The organism is Paenibacillus sp. RU5M, from assembly GCF_900221055.1.
Classification (GTDB): domain Bacteria; phylum Bacillota; class Bacilli; order Paenibacillales; family Paenibacillaceae; genus Paenibacillus; species Paenibacillus marchantiae.
In genome coordinates, this window is sequence record NZ_OBQM01000020.1 from 14,521 (window position 1) to 36,306 (window position 21,786).

A 21,786-nucleotide genomic window follows, 5' to 3' on the forward strand; every position below is an offset into this window, starting at 1 on the left:
TAAAATCAGTTCTTGGCTTGCTCTAGGATGGTTTCAAGTTGTTCCTTGTTGAAATCGTAAGCCTCATTGCAGAATTGGCAGACCACTTCAGCCTGGCCTTCTTCCTCAATCAATTGTTCCATTTCGGATTGACCCAGACTGATCAACGTTTTCTCTACCCGCTCACGTGAACACTCACAGTGGAAATGAATATCCATTTCGTCCATGACCTGTACATCAGGCAGTACGCGACGAAGCAGTGCTTCCAGTTCAAGCCCCTCAGCCAACAGAGACGTCACTGGCGGCATTGTACCAATGGCATTTTCAATCACCGTAATCTCATCATCCATCAAACCTGGAAGCAACTGTACAATGAATCCACCGGCTACAATAACCGAATTATCGGTATCCACTAGTACACCAACGCCTACAGCAGAAGGCGTCTGCTCCGATTTGGCAAAATAGTACGTAAAGTCTTCGCCAAGTTCCCCCGAAATAATCGGCACACTGCCGCGATAAGGCTCTTTCAGCCCCAAATCCTTCGTTACGTTCACGAATCCCTCTGTTCCGACTGCGCCAGCAACGTCCAGTTTGCCCATACTGTTGCTCGGCAGATGTACATGCGGATTGCTTACATAGCCACGAACTTCACCCTTCGCATTAGCATCGGCAACAATCTGTCCAATGGGGCCGTCGCCTTTGACTTGAATTGTCAGCTTCTCTTCTCCCTTAAGCATAGCCCCCATAATGGATGCTGCTGTAACCGTACGCCCCATAGCTGCTGTAGCCGTGGGAAACGTATCATGTCTTCTGCGCAATTCCTCAACCAGTTCCGTCGTTTGAACAGCAAAGGCCCTAACCCGTCCGTTCATTGCTGTACCGCGAATTAACCGGTCTTGTTTGTTGTTGTTTTCCAAGTCATTCAGCCTCCTTTGGCGTAATCGCCAGTTATAGAAAAAACGGCATAACATATAAGACTGTAACCTCAGCCCGCTGTTTGCCGTCTCTGTTCTTACCTTTCCCGGTTCCGCTCATAAACGATACGCAGCCCTTCAAGCGTAAGCAGCGGATCCACTTCATCGATGCTGCGTGTTTCTTCTGCAATCAGCTTGGCAAGGCCTCCGGTTGCAATGACTCTAGGCTTGGCTCCCATTTCCTCGCGAATACGCTCCACAATGCCGTCCACCTGTCCTGCATAACCAAATATAATGCCGGCCTGCATCGCATGAATGGTGTTGCGACCAATGACTTTCTTGGGCTTCTCCAATTCAATACGAGGTAGCTTGGACGCTCGTTCATAGAGTGCTTCGGTTGCAATATGGATGCCGGGTACGATAGCCCCGCCCAGATAATTTCCTTTCTCGTCAATACAGTCAAATGTAGTCGCTGTACCAAAATCGACCACAACGAGAGGGCCGCCATACTTCTCAACGGCTGCTACTGCATTAACAATGCGATCCGCGCCAACTTCACGAGGATTCTCATACCGCAGGTTCAGGCCGGTTCGAATACCAGGCCCAACGAGTAGCGGTTTTTTGCCTACGTATTTCTCACACATGGCTTCAATCACATTCACCAGTGGTGGAACCACGGATGAGATGATCACACCTTCAATGTCGCGTGTTGAAATCCCCGACATATGAAATAAATTATAAATCAATACGCCGTATTCATCCACTGTCGACTGACGGGATGTACTCAGGCGAAAATGGTGGAGCAACTCCCGGCCTTGATACACGCCGAGTACGATATTGCTGTTGCCCACGTCTACCACAAGAATCAAAGAGGTTCACCCCTCTTTCTTTTCGTTTAAATCCAGGCTGATATCCAGGCTCTCAAAAGAGTAGGTTAACCTGCCAACTGAAATTACATCCACTCCGCTCTCTGCAATACCACGAATGGTATTTAGCGAGACGTTGCCCGATGCCTCAACTTTCACATGCGGAGCCTGCTCACGAATAAGAGCGACGGCCTCACGCATCCGATCTGGGTGCATGTTATCCAGCATAATGATATCTGACCCAGCCTGCAAGGCTTCTCTGACCTGTTCCATGTTTTCGGTCTCTACTTCAATGGTCATTGTATGCGGAATGACGGCTCGCGCACGCTGTACCGCTTCAGTGATCCCGCCTGCGCCCTTGATGTGGTTATCCTTAATCATGACGGCATCATAGAGACCGAACCGATGATTTGCTCCGCCACCAACCCGCACTGCATATTTTTCAAGCAAGCGGTGTCCCGGTGTTGTTTTACGAGTATCGACCAGTCGTGTAGAAAGGCCTTCCAGCGCGTCAACATAAGTACGTGTACGGGTAGCGATACCAGACATGCGCTGAAGCAGGTTAAGAGCCAGACGCTCTCCTGTCAGCAAGCTATGTGTGCTTCCTTCTACCTCAGCCAGAATCGTACCATGTGTAACTGCATCACCGTCTTTTACCATTGGTGTGAACGCAAGACCAGGATCCACTACCTGAAACACGAGTTCTGCTACCGTAATTCCTGCAATGATTCCATTGTCTTTGGCATGTATAACGGCCTTGGACTGACTGCCAGCGGGAATCGTCACATTTGTTGTGACATCCCCTGCACCAACATCCTCACGAAGCCAGTTTTTGATTGATTCGATGAGTCCTTCATTATATCCGTTCAGTATCATGACATCAATTCCTCCACAATCGCTTGTTCTCGCTGCTGCAGACTATGCTTCTGCCATACGGCATCGTCACGCTGCGGGAAATCCTCACGGTAGTGGGCTCCCCGACTTTCCTCGCGGTGTAATGCTCCAGTGGTAACCAACCAGGCACAGGTCAAAAGGTTGGCATATTCCATCTCTTCTTTGTGAGTAAACTTCTGATCAAAAAATTGCAGTTCTTGTTGCAGTTTCTCTATTGCTGCTTGCAGGTTAGCGCCATTCCGGCGCAGCCCCACTTGACGCACCATCATTTTTTGCAGACGCAAGCGTCTTTCGGACACCGGCTTCTGCTCTTCCTTTATGATCCTGCGAATAGTTGTTAATGTGGGAATATTTGTCTGGAGTGAAGCAAGCGGAGGAAGGGATTGAATACGATCCACGATTCTCCGGCCAAATACGATTGCTTCAGACAGAGAGTTGCTCGCCAGGCGATTGGCTCCATGTACTCCAGTAGAAGATACCTCACCGCAGGCAAATAACCGGCCAATGCTGCTCTCCCCACTGAGATCCGTCTTCACTCCGCCCATCATGTAATGTGCAGCAGGAGCAACCGGAATCCAGTCTGTGGTCATATCCAGTCCGTATCGCATACAGGTCTCATAAATAGTAGGAAACCGATGCTTAATCATCTCCGCCGGTTCATGAGTGATATCCAAATATACAAACGTACTCTTTGTCGATTCCATCTCACTGACAATTGCCCGCGCGACGATATCACGTGGTGCCAGTTCAAGCTGTGTATGATACCGTTCCATGAAGCGTTCGCCTTTCACATTGCGCAAATAAGCTCCTTCGCCACGTACAGCCTCGGACACCAGGAAACGTGGTGCTCCCGGATAACAAAGGGAGGTCGGGTGAAATTGGATAAACTCCATGTCCCGGACAACTGCCCCGGCACGATAGGCCATCGCCACACCATCTGCTGTAGCCACTTCCGGATTAGTCGTATATCGATACAATTGTCCAGCTCCGCCAGAGCATAGTACGGTTGCCTCTGCCTTCACAAATACTTGCGAACCGTCAGCCTTCTGAACCAGCGCACCTACACATTCTCCCTGCTCTGTAATCAGGTCAATGACAAAATGCTCATCCCACACTTCAATCCCCGGATGTTCATTCGCCTGTGCAGCCAGTGCACGCACAATCTCATATCCCGTTGCATCCCCATTGGCATGCAAAATACGGCGGTGGCTGTGCGCACCTTCCTGCGTCAACGCCAACTCGCCGTTCTCCAGATCAAACAAAGTACCCAGTCGAATCAGTTCTTTCACTCCGTCCGGGCCCTCGTTCACCAATGCTTCGACTGCTTCGGAGCGGCATAATCCCGCTCCTGCAACAAGTGTATCCTGCAAATGGTAGGCAGGTGAATCATCCTCAGCAATAACCGCAGCGATTCCTCCCTGCGCATACCGGGTGTTACTTTCCAGTAACGACTTCTTCGTGATCATCAACACACTGCGTTGTTCACTCGCCTTGATCGCAGTAAACAAACCAGCAATGCCCGAACCAATAACCAGCACATCCGTCTCCACCATCGGCAGCGCGGACAGATCAAAATCCACTAAATATTGCGGTATCATGTTATTTCACCTGTCTTGGAGCAAGAGTAGCGCATGCTACTTCACCAGTAACATGCGCTCTAGTGATTCTCTGGCTTTGTCGGCAACCGCTGGCGGTACGTAAATTTGCGGCTTCATCGTTTCCAGACATTTAACCAGCTTTTTCAAGTTGTTGACCTTCATGTTCGGGCATACGAGGAACTTGGTAGCAAAGTGGAATTGTTTATCTGGGCTATCGAGACGCAGTTGGTATCCTGTACCATCCTCGGTACCTACGATAAATTCTTTAGCGGACGAATTCTTACAATATTCCAGAATGGCGGTTGTGCTACCTACGAAGTCACCCATCTCTACAACCTCAGGACGACATTCCGGGTGAACAACGAACTCGGCATTTGGATGCTTCGCTCTCATCTCAACCACGTCTTTGACCGTCAGCATATCATGGGTATTGCAGTAACCTTCCCAGATAATCATTTTCTTGTCTGTATGTTGTTGCACATAATGTCCCAGATTTTTATCCGGTACCCAGATGATTTCATCGGAATCAACAGATTGAATGACTCTGACAGCATTGGCCGATGTACAACAGATGTCGGTCTCTGCCTTGATCTCAGCTGAAGAATTGATGTACGTTACAACTTTGGCATTCGGGTGCTGTGCTTTCAATTTACGTAAGCCTTCAACGTTCACCATGTCTGCCATTGGGCAGCCTGCACGCTCGTCGGGGATGATAACCGTTTTGTTAGGGGCAAGAATTTTAGCGCTTTCACCCATAAAATGAACCCCGCAGAAAACGATAACATCCGCATCGGTTTGTGCCGCCTTCTGGGCCAGCAAAAACGAATCTCCCCGGAAATCAGCGACCTCCTGTACCTCGTCACGTTGATAATAATGGGCAAGAATAATGGCATTACGTTCCTTCTTCAACTCCATCAGCCGCTCGCGCAGCTCCCGGTTCATCTCAGCCTTGCGCTCTAAAGCCAGAGCTTCCACCTGTGATCCTCTCCTTATCGGGACAGCCTTATACGCTGTTTCATATGGCAAATCCAAGTCGTTATTTTCGCTTGAGAAACGAATCACAAGCGGTTTAACACCTAATGTACACAACGTTCACGACTCTGTCAATAAATGAAAACGCCCCAGAACAAGGGCATAACCGCCCATTTCCTACGTGGTTCGCCCTATAGCTCCCCGTTATCATTATCTATACAATTTAAAGGAATATATAAAAAAAGAGAGCCCGAAGGCTCTCTTTGTTCATCTGCCACTATAAACAGATGGTTGTTATAAATTAAGACGTTGGCTTCGTTCCACCATCATCCGGGTCATTGCTGTTTCCTTTGTCCAGATTCGGAGCTTCGTTAGGAATATCTCCGGCTGGTGGCTCAGGCGTTTCATCTTTGCCTTGGATACGGACGCGTACATCACCGATGTTGTCGATGATCGCCTCTCCGCTTTCGCTAGGCGTGCCTTCTCCATCATTGCTGTTCTCACTTTTTGGAGTCAGGGAACCTGTCTCGATCAATTCCTTGATCTGATCCATTTCCAATGTCTCCACTTCGAGCAATGTTTGTGCGATCAGATGCATCTCTTTCGAATGTTTTACGAGCAAGTCCTTACATTTCTCGTAACAATCGTTAATGAAGCGTTGCATTTCCTGATCAATCTCATATGCGATGGAATCCGAGTAATTCTGTTCATGACCAATATCACGGCCCAGGAATACCTGTCCCTGTGAACTTCCGAATTGCATAGGACCCAATTTCTCACTCATACCGTACTCCATAACCATACTTCGAACAATACCTGTCGCTTGCTGGAAGTCACTGTATGCGCCAGTACCAATTTCACCAATGAACAATTCTTCTGCAACACGGCCCCCAAGGAGTCCCGTTATTTTGTCCAACAGCTCCTGCTTGGTTACAAGCATACGATCTTCTTTTGGCAACATGATTACATATCCACCCGCGCGTCCACGCGGAATAATGGTAACTTTATGTACCATATCGGCATGTTCCAGGAAGTAACCTACAATGGTGTGACCTGCTTCGTGGTAAGCAATGATACGTTTCTCACGATCACTGATGACACGGCTTTTCTTCTCCGTACCTACGATAACACGGTCAATCGCCTCGTCTACCTCACGCATGGAAATATCTCTGCGATTACGACGTGCCGCAAGCAATGCCGCTTCATTCAAGAGATTTTCCAAATCTGCACCGGAGAATCCGGTAGTACGCTTCGCAATAATGTCCAGCTTCACATCTTTGGTGAGTGGTTTGTTGCGTGAGTGTACTTTCAGAACCGCTTCACGACCTCTCACGTCAGGGCGATCAACCGTGATTTGACGGTCAAAACGTCCTGGACGCAGCAAGGCAGGGTCCAGAATATCAGCACGGTTCGTTGCAGCAACGATGATAATACCTTCATTGGCTCCGAATCCGTCCATTTCAACGAGCAACTGGTTGAGTGTTTGTTCACGTTCGTCGTGACCACCACCAAGGCCAGCACCACGCTGACGTCCTACAGCATCGATCTCATCGATAAAGATGATACATGGGGCGTTTTTCTTCGCATTTTCAAACAAGTCACGTACACGAGATGCACCGACACCGACAAACATTTCAACGAAGTCAGAACCGGAAATACTGAAGAATGGTACACCCGCTTCACCGGCAACAGCACGAGCGAGCAAGGTTTTACCTGTACCCGGAGGACCTACAAGCAATACGCCTTTAGGAATCCGCGCACCTACTGCTGCGAATTTACGAGGGTCCTTGAGGAAGTCCACGACTTCAACCAGTTCCTGTTTCTCTTCGTCAGCACCCGCAACATCTTCAAACGTAACCCGTTTTTTCTCTTCGTTATAGAGACGAGCACGGCTTTTACCAAAGTTCATTACTTTACCGCCGCCGCCTTGAGCCTGATTAAACAGGAAGAAGAACAGCAGGAACATAATGATCAAAGGAATAAAGGAAGTCAGCAACGTCAACCAGATGCTGTCACCTTTCATAGGTTCCTGATGATATTGGAATTTGTTCGCTTCGCTTGCAGCTACAAGCTCACTAATCGCCTCATCCGTAGGAGGAATATACGTTGAGAAATTTTCTGATTTGGCCCCGTCAGGTATCTTTCTGTATTGACCGGTCACGAGGTACGTCTGACCGTTGAATTGAACCGTCAATTCAGAGACGTTGTTGGCCTTGATTGCCGTGCGCAACTGATCATATCTAGGATTATCGGTGGCTTCGCCGCCATTGCTGACGAACTGGACTATCCCCACCACAACTAAAAAAAGAATCAAATAAAAACCAGAATTCCGGATGAACCGATTCATCCCCTACCTCCTCTCGAGACACTTTAATTATTTTAACATAGCCCGACATGGCTTCTCAACAGAAGCCACCAACAGATATGGGCTTGGAACTAGCTTAAGCATTAGTTGCTGTAAACTTCCGGTTTCAGAATCCCGATGTAAGGGAGGTTCCGGTACTTCTCGGCATAATCCAAACCATAGCCAACGATGAATGCGTCCGGAATGTCAAAGCCGGTGTAATGAGCTTCAAGTTCGACTTTGCGACCTGAAGGCTTGTCAAATAGCGTAACCACACGGACGGATTCAGCACCGCGGTTCTGCAAGAGTTCGATGAGATAACTGAGCGTGAGTCCACTATCAATAATGTCCTCTACAATCAGAACCTCGCGTCCCTCGACGGATTCATCCAGATCCTTAATGATTTTAACAACGCCTGATGATTTGGTGGAAGCACCATAACTCGATACTGCCATGAAGTCCATCTCAACAGGTACCGTTATGTTCTTAACCAAATCAGCCATAAATATAAACGCACCCTTGAGCACACAAATGACCAAAGGATTGCGATTTGCATATTCGGCACTTATTGTTGCGCCTAATTCCTTGATTTTACTCTGAATTTCTTCTTCACTGATCAATACTTCCTGAATGTCGTTCTGCAACTGTGCGAACCTCCTAAGTTATACATATGAAAGCCTTACCTGAACCATAACCACTACCCCTGAATCGCTGAATCGCCTACAGTCATGTACAGGATTGCGGAAGTATCCTCCCTGACAGGAGCTACACTAGACCGGCGAACACCCGGTAACCAAATGACATTGCCTGCTCCATCACATACCACGGGAACCCGTGAACGGACAGATGGGGGAATTTTCTCATCGATGAAAATATTTTTCACCTTTTTGCTTCCGTTTAATCCCATCACTTTCATGGTATCTCCAGGTAACCTTGAACGCACAACCAGCGGCATAAGCAGTTGATCCGCATCAAATGCGGCATGATCCGCCGATTCCGGTACATGATAGTCCTCGGGACTCATCGGAACGATCCGAACATGCCGGTCGATTTCCGCGAGAGAAAGCTCATAAGTTCCGCTCCATTGAGCAAGACGATATTCGTAAGATTGATCCTGTACGTCAGTCCGTATGCCGAAAGAGATCAGATCATACTCCCGGGTGCAGGCGAGTGTCTGTCCTATATCCAGGCTCCAGGTCGTCGCGTCAGGCTGAATTACCTTGCGGCGAATGGTCTCAATACGGGTAAAGTCGACAAAATCACTGTCCAAAGGCAGATAATTCAATATTAGTTTAATCAACCTTCGTTGTAAAGCGACATGTAACTTCAAAAAGGAAGGCACCTCAAAGGTTTGCCTTCCGCCGTTCGCCTGCACTAGACACCTGTATGCGTCATATGCACCTTGTTCCATGAAATCGTCTTCATCGCCTACAATTTCGGCAAGTCGATTCAAAGACGGCGTCAACTGTCCATTATATTGCCCCAAAAAAGGAAGCACATCCAAGCGAATGGCATTACGCCGATATTTACGCAGGGAATTGCTTTCATCATTAAAATACAGAAAACCCTGGGTATTACAAGCTTCTACAAGGTCTGTCTTGTTTATACGAAGGCATGGACGAATAAGTTCCACATTTTTTTCTCGCCGTTTAAACTTCATTCCAGCGAGTCCGGAAAGACCACTTCCTCGCAGCAAATGGAGCATAACCGTCTCTGCCTGATCGTCGGCATGATGGGCCAGTGCAATGCTCGCCGCATCGTATTTGACAGCCACTTCATGCAAAAACTCATATCTTTTGTTGCGCGCAGCTTCCTGAGAGCCTTGACCGGTAAGCTTCATATAAGAAGGTACGTCGGCCTTAACCCATTCAAATGCAATGCCAAGTCGGTGCGCAAGTTCCTTCATCATCTCGGCTTCATGATCGGATTCAATCCGAAAACCATGGTGTACATGGGCGCAGATCAATTCCAGCGGGACATGCCTGGTACTGATCTCATGCATGATATGCAAAAAAGCTACCGAGTCCGGTCCGCCCGATACTGCGACGACAATCCGATCCCCGGGAACCCATAACTGATGCTCTTCCGCTGCATCCAGCACGTTATTCACCAGCTTGTTCCAGCGTAAAGCTTCCATACCTGTTCCTCATTCCTTACGTTATGTATATGCACTCTCACAGGTCAGAATCGCAGTGCATAGATGAGTACCCCAATAAGTAATATAACGGAGACGGCAAATGCATTTTTGAGCCAACGCGGAGTTGTACTCTTGGAACGGCGACGAAGAGGAGAAGGGCGTGCCATCATCTCTTTCCAGACCTTAGCCGCGTGTCCGGCATCCTGAAATTGACCTCGTAATGCCTGAATAGTCCAGTTTCGAAAAGGGCGGAGACGTTCGCTGCGCTCCACGAGAGCTGTGAGCTGATTTACACTTCGCAGTTGAGGTAATCCCTCTGCAGCTAGCGCTTTGAGTGCATCAGCTTCAAGTACATGAATCAATAATAGCGCAAAAGCAAACACATCATAGGTACCGTCTGCTGTTCGACTGCCTGCATTCCAGAATCCGCGATCATACCATTCAGTGAACTGCTTGACGCTCCGGCCGATAGAAGTCACTCCGCCATAGTCGATAAGTTCTACCTGCCCATAATCCGATACCAGTACATTTTGAGGTTTGAGATCGCCAAACACCCATCCAGCCTGATGCAATTGAGCCAGCTTTTGCAATAGTCTGAGTCCAACCAGAAGTGTCCAGTCCGTTCCCTGACGCCGAATGAAGTGGTGCAAAGACTCCCCCCGAACGTAACGCATCACATAAAAGGGAATATCACGACCACGAATAGCGTAGTCATCCACATCTTTCAGATAAGAAGGAATGCCACTCTGCCGAAGGGCCTCATGATTACGCTGTAATTGAAAAGATTTGAGCACATTAATTTCCGATTGCAGATCTACTGGGTCAAATCCCATTTTAAGCGCATAATGTTTGCCATTCTCACCCCGCTGGACAAGAAAAACGATGCCGTTGGCTCCTTTGCCCAGCAGCTTCCGAATCGTATAACGGCTGCGATTCCATTTCCCTGTGATGACTGTTCCTGGCGGGAAAGAGGCGTCAGACAACGTTGTCACCGAGCATCCCTTCTCTTTCAATGCGATAGTTCCCTTCTATTTCCTGCTGTCCCTCCAGTGTACCATAACGGTAAAAATCAATCACCCTTTGAATCGCAGGACCTGTCGGCGTCGCTCCCTTCATTTGCAAACGTCCAAATAGTGAACGAACACGGCTCGGGTCAACTGTCCAGTCGATATCCATGACAGCTTCTTCTCCGCTATGGCGCCCAGGAAAATGAAAGACGGAAAGATGGCTCTGACCCATACGTGCCTGCAAGCTAAGCATTAAATCGCGAATCCCTTCCTCCACCGCAGCAAGCTTCGGCTTCATACTGGCACTTACGTCAATGAGAAGCACGACCTGAAGTGGTGTTGTCTCGGCCATATCATCCATCACTTCAACGACCTGCGCACGTTTTGCCGGTTCAAGGTCTGTTACCGTTTTCGGCTCGTGCTCTCCCAGAATTTGTGTTAACTCTCTATTAACCGCCTGTTGAATGGTCTGAACCACCGTTTTTCTTGTCATCATCTGCATCGTATGGGCAAGCTGTCTTGTGCCTACGATCTGACTGATTCCACCTCCGGCTTTGGCAATATCCTCGATCTCCCGACTACCCAACTCACCAATGGTTCCATAATCAATAACGCCGACCACGTTGACCGTAATTCCTTCTTCTCGCGCTTCCGCCGCAGCCAGCACTGGACTTGGGCCTACATTGGAACAACCGTCGGTGATCAACAAGATTTGTTTCATCCGATATCCCTCCGTTTTGGGTTACTCTCCAACTCTATGACTAGCATTGCCAGAATGAAGAGACTTCAAACAGAGGAATATGCAATTAACTGACAGTGCGCGGACGCTCCATCCGGCTTATTCCGGGTACTCTCAATGTGGCCCACTCCGGGCGATAATGTTCTATTTTGCCTACAATTACAGTCATATCATCATAGATCTCATGTTGCTGATAACGTATAACACTTTCAAGCAGACAGTCTGCTACCTCCTGAGGATCATCACTATCAATTTCCTGAATGAGCCGCTTCATCCATAGTTCTTTATTGACGGCATACCCCGGTGCATCATAGATACCATCTGTCATCATAATTAAAACATCCCCTGGCTGAAGCTGTACGGTTACCAGATCCACCTCAATATCTTTGATAATACCAATCGGCAGATTGCTTGCCGAAACCTGAATAACCTCCTGCCCTCGTTTAATAAAACTTGGAGTCGATCCGATTTTCATAAACGTGGTCTCTGCCGTATATTCATCGATCAGAGCCATATCCACTGTTGCATACATTTCTTCAGGAGAACGCAGCATCAGAACGGAATTCACCGATTTGATCGCCAGCTTCTCATCCATGCCCGACTGTAACAACTGCTCCAGTATATTTAGCGCAGCACTGCTCTCCATGCGTGCCCGTTCGCCATTGCCCATGCCATCGCTAAGCGCAACTGCAAAGGTCCCGTTACCCAGTTCAACCGTGCTGAAACTGTCCCCGGACATCACATCTCCCCCTTTGGCGGCAGCAGCAACACCGGTTGTTATCTCGAACGTTTTGGCAGAACCAAAGGTGACTGTCGCCAGCCCTTGGCGAGGATCGAGCATGGTCTCATTCAAGACGGCAATATGCTCGTCCAGTACATCCGAGATCAGCGGAGCAATTATTTTCCGGCACTCGTCAAATCCGCGTGTATAGGCATGAACAATCTCAATTTCCACATTCCCCGCTTCCAGATTAATGATCTCAATAGAATGTATGGACAGACCTAACGACTCAAGCGCATCCCGAATCTGCTCCTCCTGTTGTACCATCTCCTCACTTTCCCGTTGAATTTCTTTCGCCAGGTCCTCCATCACCTGGGATACCCCTGATAATTGTTCTGCAACCAGCTGTCGACTATCTATAATCTGACGTTTCCATTGCATGTTATGTTGATGCAGACCATACTGGGCACGCATCACTTCAAGTACCTCCTCCGGTTTCGCACATACCCTGTTCCATTCCACCGGAATCTGCTTGCCTGACATCTCCGGGTTGGCTTCAATGGAACTCATCACGTCCGTCATGTATTTATAGGTTTGAATAAACTTCACATCCCAACATTGATCCTTCTTAAAGCAACCCGAACATGTGCCTTCGGCTACGGCATTCATGAAGTGTTCCATCCCGCCTTCGTTCTGTACCGGCTCCCCCGCGCCGGACATCTGATCGAAGCTGCGTGACAACTGACGGAATACCTGAGAGAAGCGGGTAACCCGTTCTGCGGTGACATCCCGAATTCTCTTCGCATATTCATGTTGCGATTTCGTGTGATCCTGCGTACCAGGAACATATTTGGAGATGGCCGTCAGCATACTTTTTGGCGTTAACATAAACAGAACAATGGCTGCGCATGTCTCCCATAAGGAGTTCATGACATCTCCCGGTCCACCCAGGTATATGGATAGAATAGAGGAACCGAGCAGCATGCCCAGAGCAACCGCCGCACGTTTTCCTTCCCGGAGCATACCCGCCAGCATACCAGCAAAAGCAAGCAGACTCATCTGATATACCGCCGACATATCGGCCAAACTCAGAATGAGACCAGTAATGACCCCAACCGATGCTCCGAGGGGGGCTCCGCCCACCAGCGCGAAGATTAGAATGAGATAACGAGAGAGCATATGCTCTACAGACAGGGACTGGATCGTCCAGCCCACCGCCCCCGTCATTACGGAAGCCAGCAAGATGATCAGACAGAGGATCTCCTCGTTCTTTAGGTTGAATTTTTTTTTGCGATACGTGAAGATCGGTATGGCCTGTATGAAAACTAAGGTAAGCACAAAGCTGAGTACGGAATCCATCGTGAGCATTAGCATGGCGTACCAGCTGAAAGACGGCCCAATAACAACGGCGAATAACTTGACCATAAAAGTAGTCGTAAACACCATCGTTGGCGCATAAGATAATTCAGCGCGGTCATAAGACTCCAGTCCTCTGAACAACAGATAGAAGATAGCGAGCTCCGAAGCAACAATCAGAGGTACCGGAAACGGGGCGAAGAGACTTCCTGCCAGCAACGCAGCTCCTACCGGAATAATATAATCCCTGCGCATGAAGGCGATAACCGCAAAGTAAGCAATCGCAAAGGGTGATAATTCATTCAGAATCATGGCCTTACCTAGCAAAAATCCCATAAAGGTAAGAAGCAGCACCCATTTACGTGCAGCAACGATCTGGACGGCCTTGCGGGAGCTAATCCACTGTTTGAGACGTACCGACAGCTCCTCCCGAGCTTCTGTACCTCCTTTACCAGCTTTCATTCCCGGAAATTGAATGACATTCCACTTTTCCATCATCCTCAAGGCACCCCATTCGATTAATTTAATTTTCGTGTTTCGTTCTCGATGGTTCTGATTATAGATAGAATAGAAGACGTAGTTTGTCACAATTGGTGGGTAGGGTCCAAAAACTTTACGACAAAAGAAACAGACGCGGCGCGGTGGTGCGAAACCCCCGGCCTTATTGTGGTTTCATACATTTGCCACAACCCTTGCCGACAAGGCACTTGTCTGATTTTGAACCGGACGCGCTTCGTCCTCGCCACGATTTGAGCAGGATACCTGTGGAATGCCACGGAAACCTGTCGGTAAAAAATGGTAGACGACAAATGTTCTTATGTACTTTTTTTCTTGTGCAGAAAAACTGGGGATATGGAGCTTCACTTTACAAAAACGGCTATGAATCCAGTTAATTGTCTATATCTGAACGGTTAAACTCCAAAATTAAAAACAAACGCAAAAAAACCGTCAGCCCCAAGGCTAACGGTTTTTCTTATATTTTAAATCAGGTTGAACCAGATTACACGCGTTTGGCTCCACGGCCACCACGTTTGCCTTCTGTGTTCTTCTTCAGCGAAGAGATTCGTTCTTCGCTATCTTTCAGGAAGCGTGACATTTTATCCTCAAATGAAGGTTTGCCTGCTGCGGGCTTGAAAGAACGGCCTCCGCGGTCACGGTTAAAACCACCACCACCGCCACCGCCTCCACGGCCTTGGCCACCACTTGGGCCTCCACCGCTGAATCGTTCGCGATCTCCTCCACTGCGTTCCGGTCTAGGAGCTCTTGGGGGTCTGGACTGTGTTTGTTGCTCAACCGGTTTGTCAACAGCTTGCTTAATGGAAAGCCCAATCTTGCCATCCTTGTCAACGTTGATGACCTTAACGGTAACGAGGTCATTAAGCTTCAGGTGGTCGTTGACATCTTTGACATAATTGTCGGCGATTTCCGAGATGTGAACGAGACCCGTGACACCTCCTGACAGATCCACAAATGCTCCAAAATGCGTGATGCCTGTCACCTTGCCCTCTAACTTGGTGCCCACTTCAATTGCCATAGAATAAAATGATCCTCCCTTAAAAATATACAACCCGATTTTTTTGAATGCCAAAATCAATGCTGTGCTAATTTAATTATACCTTATGCCGCAAACCAAGGTCAACTGAGCACTACCCCTTAAGGTAGCCTATTTTTTCCGGTATAACGGCTTCAGACATATAGATAACAATCCTTGCTCGATAATGAGCCAAATTACATCAGTTCCCTGACTCTTCAACCTGAATTGGTGTTTCCTCAGGCAGATAGTATCCTTTTTTCCGAGCCAGCTGTCCTATGTATTCGGGATCCTTCAACCGACTGACTTCGTACTTCAATTGATCCAGCTTCTTCAACGTCTCTTCCTTTGAAGATTGCTGGGCAGCCAGATGAGAACTCTTGTCCGAAATTTGCGCAGTCTGCACAAGGAACGTATATCCTGCCCAAATGATAAACACAACCATAAAGGTCATCCATAGCATGAGACGCCTTTTGGCACCTGCAGATTTTCCTTGGCCTGCTGGAGCTTTTGATTTGTTCATAGGTGTTTTACCCATTATCGGACCTCCTTAAAACCAGCGTTTCCACATCGCTGCGATACTTGAACCCGCACGGATCAGGAAGTGTGGCGTAACCCAATGTTTCAGGATTGGCCTAAACATCCAGCGGAACAACTTGCCGAAAGGTACCAAACATTGCAGCACCAGCTTACCCAGGAATAACAGTATGGCGAGTACGAAACCAAATAATACACGCACTAGCTTGTAAAGTCCTTTAGCGGGCATAACGATCAGGATGTTAAGGATATGTCCACACCAATGAATCAGCGTTCTTGCGAGTTTAATTAACATTACCACAAAACGCTGGGTTGTAACACTTAAAAGCCAAAAATAGAAGCAAACCCCTATAATCAGCCCCAAAAAGACATAAAACCGCAGCTGTCCGTGGTTTCCGGCGTACAGCATCCGGAAGACGAACAGCGCGGAAGCGACCCAATACAACAGATCTAGCGTGTGGACGCTCCATCTCGGGAACCGTAGCTGACCGGACAGTACCCGGTAACTGTCGTAGGCCATCCCCATCACGGCTCCCGACATCAGCATCCACATCAATGTGATCCATTGAGTATCCGGACTCATCGGAACATCTTGCCGAACAGGCCTTTACCGTTTTTGGACTGAGAACCGGGGTCCAGATATTGAAGAGAACTGACAGTGCCCTCGATGGATAACAAACCGTCCTCCAGGCTCAGGTTTTTGATATGTAAATTGTGCCCCCGGATGGTCAGATGCCCAAGTTCAGTTTGCAGCAAAAATTCCTCACTGTCGAAGCTCTCCACATTGGAGACACCCGTCAGATCCAGCAGTTTCCGATTCTGCATGCTCAGATGATGCTGTTTCGTCTTACTTTGCTCAACCATGGCATGTACCCCTCCTTCTTAACCCTAGCTTATGGACCAGAAGTGCAGAATAGAACCAAGGTTGTATGAAAGCAAATGTCCGGATAACGGTTGAGCACAAAAACGCCCTTCCCTATACGGGAAAGGCGTTTCTTTTCATTTTGCAATGAATGTGTATAAAAGTATATCAGGCATCCCTGTTACCAGTTCAGACCGTTATCCTTGGCGATCGGCTCTTCCTTAACCAAGGTGTAGAGGCTGCTCGCCTCATCCTTCTTGGTACTCTCGGCAAGACGTTCCACCTTCACGGTGACCAGCTTTTGACCGAACTGAACCGTAAGCTCATCGCCCACTTTGACAGCGGCGCTTGGCTTCGCTTCACGTCCGTTCACCAGCACACGTCCCTGTTCGGAAACGTCCTTGGCTACGGTGCGGCGTTTGATCAGCCGGGAGACCTTCAGGAATTTATCAAGACGCATTATTTTACGGCTTCTTTAAGTTTGTTGCCTGCTTTAAACGCAGGAACGGTGGACTCAGGAATCACGATTTCATTCCCTGTTTGCGGGTTACGTCCGGTACGACCGGAACGTTTGCGGGTCTCAAAAGTGCCAAAGCCGATCAGTTGTACTTTGTCTCCGCTGGCAAGTGCATCTGTAATTTCTCCCAAAAAGCCGTTCAATACGGACTCAACGTCTTTTTTAGTCAAACCGCTTTTGGTGGAAATGTTGTTAATCAGATCTGTTTTGTTCATTTTTAAAAGCCTCCCAAATTGAAAAAAAAGTATCTGCGAATCCGTGACAACAGATCTGCTGCTGCTGGCTCCGCGCAAGGTTACTACACATGTATTCTGGCTTGGCATCTGAAATCCTGCCTCGGTCTTCGACTTTTTTCACTTTTTGTCGGTCCTGCCCAAGAACAGTCTAAGTCCAGTACCCGAAACGCCTCTGCATTAATCACACGGTTTCTCGTGCAACCGCACCCGAGATGCTTCGACGACACGATACGCATGATGCAACTAATGATATCGGATCAGCGCCCAAAATGCCAGAACCCTTTACAATCCAGCCTTCTTCGCTGCCTGCCAGTATTGCTCCATTTCATCGACATTGCTGTCTGATGGAGTTCTTCCCTGTTCACGCAGACGCTCCTCAATATACTGGAAACGCTGAATGAATTTCCTATTGGTGGCGGCAAGCGCCTCCTCTGGATCGGTATCAATAAATCTCGCTACATTGGCAGCTGCAAACAGTAAATCGCCCAGTTCCAGCTTCCGTTCTTCCGCAGACTGGTTATGCTGCACTGCTTCTTTTAGCTCTGCCAGCTCTTCCTCAATCTTGGCAAAGACACCTTCCACGTCATCCCAATCGAAGCCAACTTTAGCCGCTTTTTTCTGTAATTTGTACCCTTTCATCAAGGCAGGCAAGTCGCGGGGAATACCGTCTAGCACAGAAGTCTGCTGTAGATCCTGTCCCTTGCGCTTTTTCTCCTCTGCCTTCATCTGTTCCCAGTTTTGCAACGCTTCATTCGCATTCTCTGCCTGTTGTTCACCGAATACGTGCGGATGACGGAAAATTAGCTTGTCGTTCAACCCTTCGATAACGTCGTACACGTTAAATGTGCCAACCTCTTCTTCCATCTGGGAGTGCAGCAAAATCTGCAACAGGAGGTCGCCCAGCTCTTCCTTCATGTGATCAGGGTCATCTTCATCAATCGTTTCAATAACTTCATAGGTTTCCTCAATCAGGTTTTTACGAATCGACTGGTGGGTCTGCTCCTGATCCCATGGACAGCCACCTGGACTGCGAAGGATATTCACGATTTCATGCAGTCGTGCGAAGGAGCGCCGACGAAGCGCGTCATCCGTATTCTTGGGCACATATATCAATGAGAGATTACCGTACCCTTCAATCCGATCCAGATCATGCAGCGGCACCTTGTGTATGATCTCCTGTCCCTGTACACCCAAGGCATGTCCGACAAATACCGGATAATCGTCAGGGTAAACGTCCATCAGGCACAGTTTTACGTCGGAAGCGGTAAACACATCATATACTTGTCCAATCAAGGTATGAAGCTGTGGCTGCACCAGTTCCGTATTCAGACTGCTGGCATCGAGAAGCTGAAAACCTTCAATCGGATCGAATCCAAGACGAATAAACGCTTCATCCAGAAAGCTTTCCCCACCCATAACGCGCAGCGAAATGCCCATTTCTGGGCAGCGCTCCTTCAACAGGCGTACGCTCGCTTCAGCGACCATGGGATGCCCTGGCACGGCATAAACGATCTCGGTACCCGGCTCGCCCTTACGTGCGGCCTCAATCAGTCGATCTGCAATTTCGTCGTACACTTCCGGAAAAGAATCCTTCGTCTCATAGATGGCATCGAAGGATGTCATCTCCAACCCTTCCTGCTTGAGATCATTCAATACGGGATGATCCAGTGTGCGTACATACAGCGTCGCTGCATGTTTCATTTTTTTGATGATTCCTACCGTTAGCTGATCTGCATCTCCAGATCCAAGACCGACTACTGTCAAAGCTGCACTCATCTTTATAAGCCTCCATCCGAACTATCCCGTTCCGACTCCCCATCCTTGGTCAACCAATCTTGGATGGGTCATACATAGTACAGAACAGGGCTCTATAATTAAACGTATTATACCAGAATTAGACGTTATCCTATAATTGCATTTGCATATGACACGGTGTGACTCATTCAATCACTTTTGCTCCGCTTTAATGTGGGAGCCGGGTTGAATGGCTGACGTAGCGCTAACTGTAGCAGCGCAACGCGAGGGTTAGCGCAGCATACGCAGTCTGCGCAGCAGCTTCGCCAGCAGCGGCCCCAGCTTAGGCACGGCCGCCAGCTCTGCGGCGGTCAGCAGTCCCGTCCGTGCCGCGGCCAGCAAGAACACGGCCGAGCCTGCGGCTATGCCTAGCAGGCTCACGCCCATCGCGGCCAGCCTACGATCGGCCGCGATACCGATGCCGCCGAGCACTGCTTCGGCGGCCCAGGCCGTGCCTGCCGCCGCCAGGCTCATGGCTGCGATCACCAGCGCCGGCTTCGCCAGAACGGCGCCCGGGGCCGGGCGCATGGCGACAAGTCGCGCCAGCAGCGCCACATTCAGGCCAGCCGCCAGCATGTAGGCGACTGCGCCTGCCAAGGCCGCGCCGCTGATGCCCAGCGCCGGCACAAGCAAGACGTTCAGCAGCGCCTTGACGCCTGCGGCGGCCAGCATGCTGAACGCGGGTGCGCGCACGGCGCCGAGGCCTTGCAGCAGCGCCGCCGCAATAATGCTGACGGTGCTGCCCGCAGCCGTCAGCGCCATGTACCGCAGAGCTTCGGTGCCTGCGGCATCGCCGTACAGCATGCGGTTAATCGGCTCTGCCAGCACCGCTAAACCTGCGGATGCCGCCAGGCCGATCAACCAGAACCAGCGCAGCGCAAGGCCTGCTTGCTGCCTCACGGCTTCTGGCCCGCCTTTCAGCCGGGCTTCGGCCATCGCCGGAATAAAGAGCACAGACAGCGACGTGGCAAGCATCGTCACCAACTGAACCAGCGGCAAGCCCCGGTTGTAAATCCCGAAGGACACCATGGATTCGAGCTCATCCAACCCTTCTCGTCTTAGCAGTCGGGGTACCGTAAAGGTATCCACCAAATTCATCAATGGCACAGCCAGTGATCCGAGACAAACCGGAATGGCATAGATCAGTAGCGTCCGCATCCACTCACCGTTGGATCGCCGCTCCTCAGACAGAAGGCTGCTCTCCCCGCTTCGGTGTTCTTTGGTTTTCTCCATTTGCCCAGCTGTCTCAGTACTTTTCATAACAGCGAGCCTTTCCCCATTTTTCCGTCGATGATGGTACACATATCCAAGCATCGTAACTAACCCGGCAAACCCTCCTGCCACTGAACCAATCATGGCTCCAGCTGCAATGGTCTCCAATGAAGCGTCCCGTCCCATGAGCCACAACAACAGAACAATCATCACCGTGACCCGAACAGTTTGCTCTACCACCTGGGATACCGCCGTAGGCACCATTTGCTGCAACCCCTGGAAATATCCGCGCAAGCCTGTCATCACCGGTACAAACAACAATGCCATTGAAGCTGTGCGAATGGACGGTACGACACTTCCATTTCCAATCAGATCTCCAATAAGCGGTGCACCTATATACATCAATAAGGCCAGCGCTAGTCCAATTCCACCGAGCAGCATCGAGGACAAGCGTATAACCCGTCTGCCCTCCTCCGGTCGACCAAGAGCATTCTGCTCGGCTACGAATTTGGATACAGCCACAGGCAGCCCTGCAGCAGCAAGGGTAATGATGAGCATATAGAACGGGTACACCGTATTGTAGATGCCAAAAACACCGTCTCCCCCCAGATTCTGTAGCGGAATCTTCTGAAAAGCACCAATGATTTTGGATATAATGGCGGCAAGCCCAAGCACAAATGCGCCCTGAAGCAATCTTGAGCCTGTAGACAACTGTTTCATATGTCCCTCCTGCGTATGTCCGTGCATTCATTCCTTCAAAGTATACCTAGCTATTATACCTGTCCCAAGGCGCACAGACTAACCCCTCAAGACACCATGCACTTCAGGACATCATCCACACTATCTACAGCTTCCCTAAAATGCAAAAACTCCTGGTTGCCCTCTGGGCACCAGGAGTTGATCTGCTATTTATTGCTCCATCTGTTTGCCAAGGAACCCGGCAGCTGTCTCGGACATTTTAATTTCCATCTGAGACATCTTCACCGATTCATCCTTGTTGAAAAGGATAACCGTTCCGATGGGGTCACCACCTGAAATGATCGGGGCAATAACAAAAGACGATAACGTCTCGTCATGATCTTTGCTAAGCTCATAAGAACCATTGTTGGTCTCCAAAATCGTCTTCCGGTTTTCCATACAACTCTCCAGCAAAGGACCTACCTGCTTGTCCAGATACTCTTTCTTGGAGCCACCTGCCACGGTAATAATCGTATCACGATCAGAGATCATCGTTACATGGCCTGTACTTTCATACAGCGATTCTGCATATTCTTTGGCAAAATCACCAAGTTCGCCAATCGGCGAGTATTTTTTAAGAATAACCTCTCCATCGCGGTCCACAAAAATCTCAAGTGGATCGCCTTCACGGATACGTAACGTACGGCGGATTTCTTTCGGAATGACCACTCGACCGAGGTCATCTATACGGCGGACAATACCAGTAGCTTTCATTTCACATGTTGCCCCACTTTCTCGAGAAGATTTTTCAACTACTGTTCCTTAATGGGTAGAGGAAAGTCCCAGAACGTTTAGTGTGATATCTTGACCATAGTATTCATCTGTTCCCATT

20 protein-coding genes are annotated in these 21,786 nt (G+C 49.1%); all 20 read right to left on the reverse strand.

Annotation, left to right across the window (positions count from 1 at the left end; genetic code table 11):
• Window positions 1-5: 5 nt before the first annotated feature.
• Window positions 6-896, reverse strand: coding sequence for an Hsp33 family molecular chaperone HslO (gene hslO, locus CRO25_RS30925; RefSeq protein WP_072735832.1), 891 nt, complete (start codon window positions 894-896; stop codon window positions 6-8).
• A gap of 95 nt (window positions 897-991) precedes the next feature.
• On the reverse strand, window positions 992-1,762 hold the full coding sequence (locus CRO25_RS30930) for a type III pantothenate kinase (protein WP_072735831.1): 771 nt from the start codon (window positions 1,760-1,762) through the stop codon (window positions 992-994).
• A gap of 6 nt (window positions 1,763-1,768) precedes the next feature.
• Window positions 1,769-2,635 (reverse strand): carboxylating nicotinate-nucleotide diphosphorylase, encoded by an 867-nt coding sequence (nadC, locus tag CRO25_RS30935; RefSeq protein WP_072735830.1) that lies wholly within the window; start codon window positions 2,633-2,635, stop codon window positions 1,769-1,771.
• Entirely contained in the window at window positions 2,632-4,251 is a 1,620-nt protein-coding gene (gene nadB / locus CRO25_RS30940) for an L-aspartate oxidase (RefSeq protein ID WP_079697627.1), read from the reverse strand. The genes nadC and nadB overlap by 4 nt, the downstream gene beginning before the upstream one ends.
• Window positions 4,252-4,287: 36 nt before the next feature.
• Complete coding sequence (nadA, locus tag CRO25_RS30945; RefSeq protein WP_024633731.1) at window positions 4,288-5,226, reverse strand: quinolinate synthase NadA; 939 nt, start codon at window positions 5,224-5,226, stop codon at window positions 4,288-4,290.
• 298 nt (window positions 5,227-5,524) lie between these two features.
• Window positions 5,525-7,570: an ATP-dependent zinc metalloprotease FtsH gene (ftsH, locus tag CRO25_RS30950; RefSeq protein WP_079697628.1), complete on the reverse strand. Its 2,046-nt coding sequence runs from the start codon at window positions 7,568-7,570 to the stop codon at window positions 5,525-5,527.
• Window positions 7,571-7,671: 101 nt separating this feature from the next.
• Window positions 7,672-8,211 (reverse strand): hypoxanthine phosphoribosyltransferase, encoded by a 540-nt coding sequence (gene hpt / locus CRO25_RS30955; protein WP_024633729.1) that lies wholly within the window; start codon window positions 8,209-8,211, stop codon window positions 7,672-7,674.
• A 53-nt stretch (window positions 8,212-8,264) separates the two neighbouring features.
• Entirely contained in the window at window positions 8,265-9,704 is a 1,440-nt protein-coding gene (gene tilS / locus CRO25_RS30960; protein WP_063567557.1) for a tRNA lysidine(34) synthetase TilS, read from the reverse strand.
• A gap of 44 nt (window positions 9,705-9,748) precedes the next feature.
• The gene (locus tag CRO25_RS30965; RefSeq protein WP_024633727.1) at window positions 9,749-10,696 is read right to left on the reverse strand and encodes a protein kinase; all 948 of its coding nucleotides are present in this window, start codon (window positions 10,694-10,696) and stop codon (window positions 9,749-9,751) included.
• Entirely contained in the window at window positions 10,680-11,432 is a 753-nt protein-coding gene (locus CRO25_RS30970) for a VWA domain-containing protein (protein ID WP_064641402.1), read from the reverse strand. Before CRO25_RS30970 ends, CRO25_RS30965 begins: the two co-directional genes overlap by 17 nt.
• Window positions 11,433-11,517: 85 nt before the next feature.
• Window positions 11,518-14,025, reverse strand: coding sequence for a stage II sporulation protein E (gene spoIIE, locus CRO25_RS30975; RefSeq protein WP_179132319.1), 2,508 nt, complete (start codon window positions 14,023-14,025; stop codon window positions 11,518-11,520).
• A gap of 502 nt (window positions 14,026-14,527) precedes the next feature.
• Window positions 14,528-15,061: a S1 domain-containing RNA-binding protein gene (locus CRO25_RS30980; RefSeq protein WP_063567555.1), complete on the reverse strand. Its 534-nt coding sequence runs from the start codon at window positions 15,059-15,061 to the stop codon at window positions 14,528-14,530.
• Window positions 15,062-15,260: 199 nt separating this feature from the next.
• Complete coding sequence (locus CRO25_RS30985) at window positions 15,261-15,596, reverse strand: septum formation initiator family protein (RefSeq protein ID WP_063567554.1); 336 nt, start codon at window positions 15,594-15,596, stop codon at window positions 15,261-15,263.
• Between the two features lie 12 nt (window positions 15,597-15,608).
• Complete coding sequence (gene yabQ / locus CRO25_RS30990; RefSeq protein WP_063567553.1) at window positions 15,609-16,178, reverse strand: spore cortex biosynthesis protein YabQ; 570 nt, start codon at window positions 16,176-16,178, stop codon at window positions 15,609-15,611.
• Window positions 16,175-16,459: a sporulation protein YabP gene (yabP, locus tag CRO25_RS30995; protein WP_053778920.1), complete on the reverse strand. Its 285-nt coding sequence runs from the start codon at window positions 16,457-16,459 to the stop codon at window positions 16,175-16,177. The genes yabQ and yabP overlap by 4 nt, the downstream gene beginning before the upstream one ends.
• A 179-nt stretch (window positions 16,460-16,638) precedes the next feature.
• Window positions 16,639-16,917 (reverse strand): RNA-binding S4 domain-containing protein, encoded by a 279-nt coding sequence (locus tag CRO25_RS31000; protein WP_024633720.1) that lies wholly within the window; start codon window positions 16,915-16,917, stop codon window positions 16,639-16,641.
• On the reverse strand, window positions 16,917-17,189 hold the full coding sequence (locus CRO25_RS31005; protein ID WP_017691362.1) for an HU family DNA-binding protein: 273 nt from the start codon (window positions 17,187-17,189) through the stop codon (window positions 16,917-16,919). The genes CRO25_RS31000 and CRO25_RS31005 overlap by 1 nt, the downstream gene beginning before the upstream one ends.
• A gap of 303 nt (window positions 17,190-17,492) precedes the next feature.
• Window positions 17,493-18,986 (reverse strand): nucleoside triphosphate pyrophosphohydrolase, encoded by a 1,494-nt coding sequence (gene mazG, locus CRO25_RS31010; RefSeq protein WP_079697629.1) that lies wholly within the window; start codon window positions 18,984-18,986, stop codon window positions 17,493-17,495.
• Window positions 18,987-19,235: 249 nt separating this feature from the next.
• Complete coding sequence (locus CRO25_RS31015) at window positions 19,236-20,936, reverse strand: polysaccharide biosynthesis protein (protein ID WP_079697630.1); 1,701 nt, start codon at window positions 20,934-20,936, stop codon at window positions 19,236-19,238.
• 189 nt (window positions 20,937-21,125) lie between these two features.
• Complete coding sequence (gene spoVT / locus CRO25_RS31020; RefSeq protein WP_024633717.1) at window positions 21,126-21,668, reverse strand: stage V sporulation protein T; 543 nt, start codon at window positions 21,666-21,668, stop codon at window positions 21,126-21,128.
• Between the last annotated feature and the right edge of the window lie 118 nt (window positions 21,669-21,786).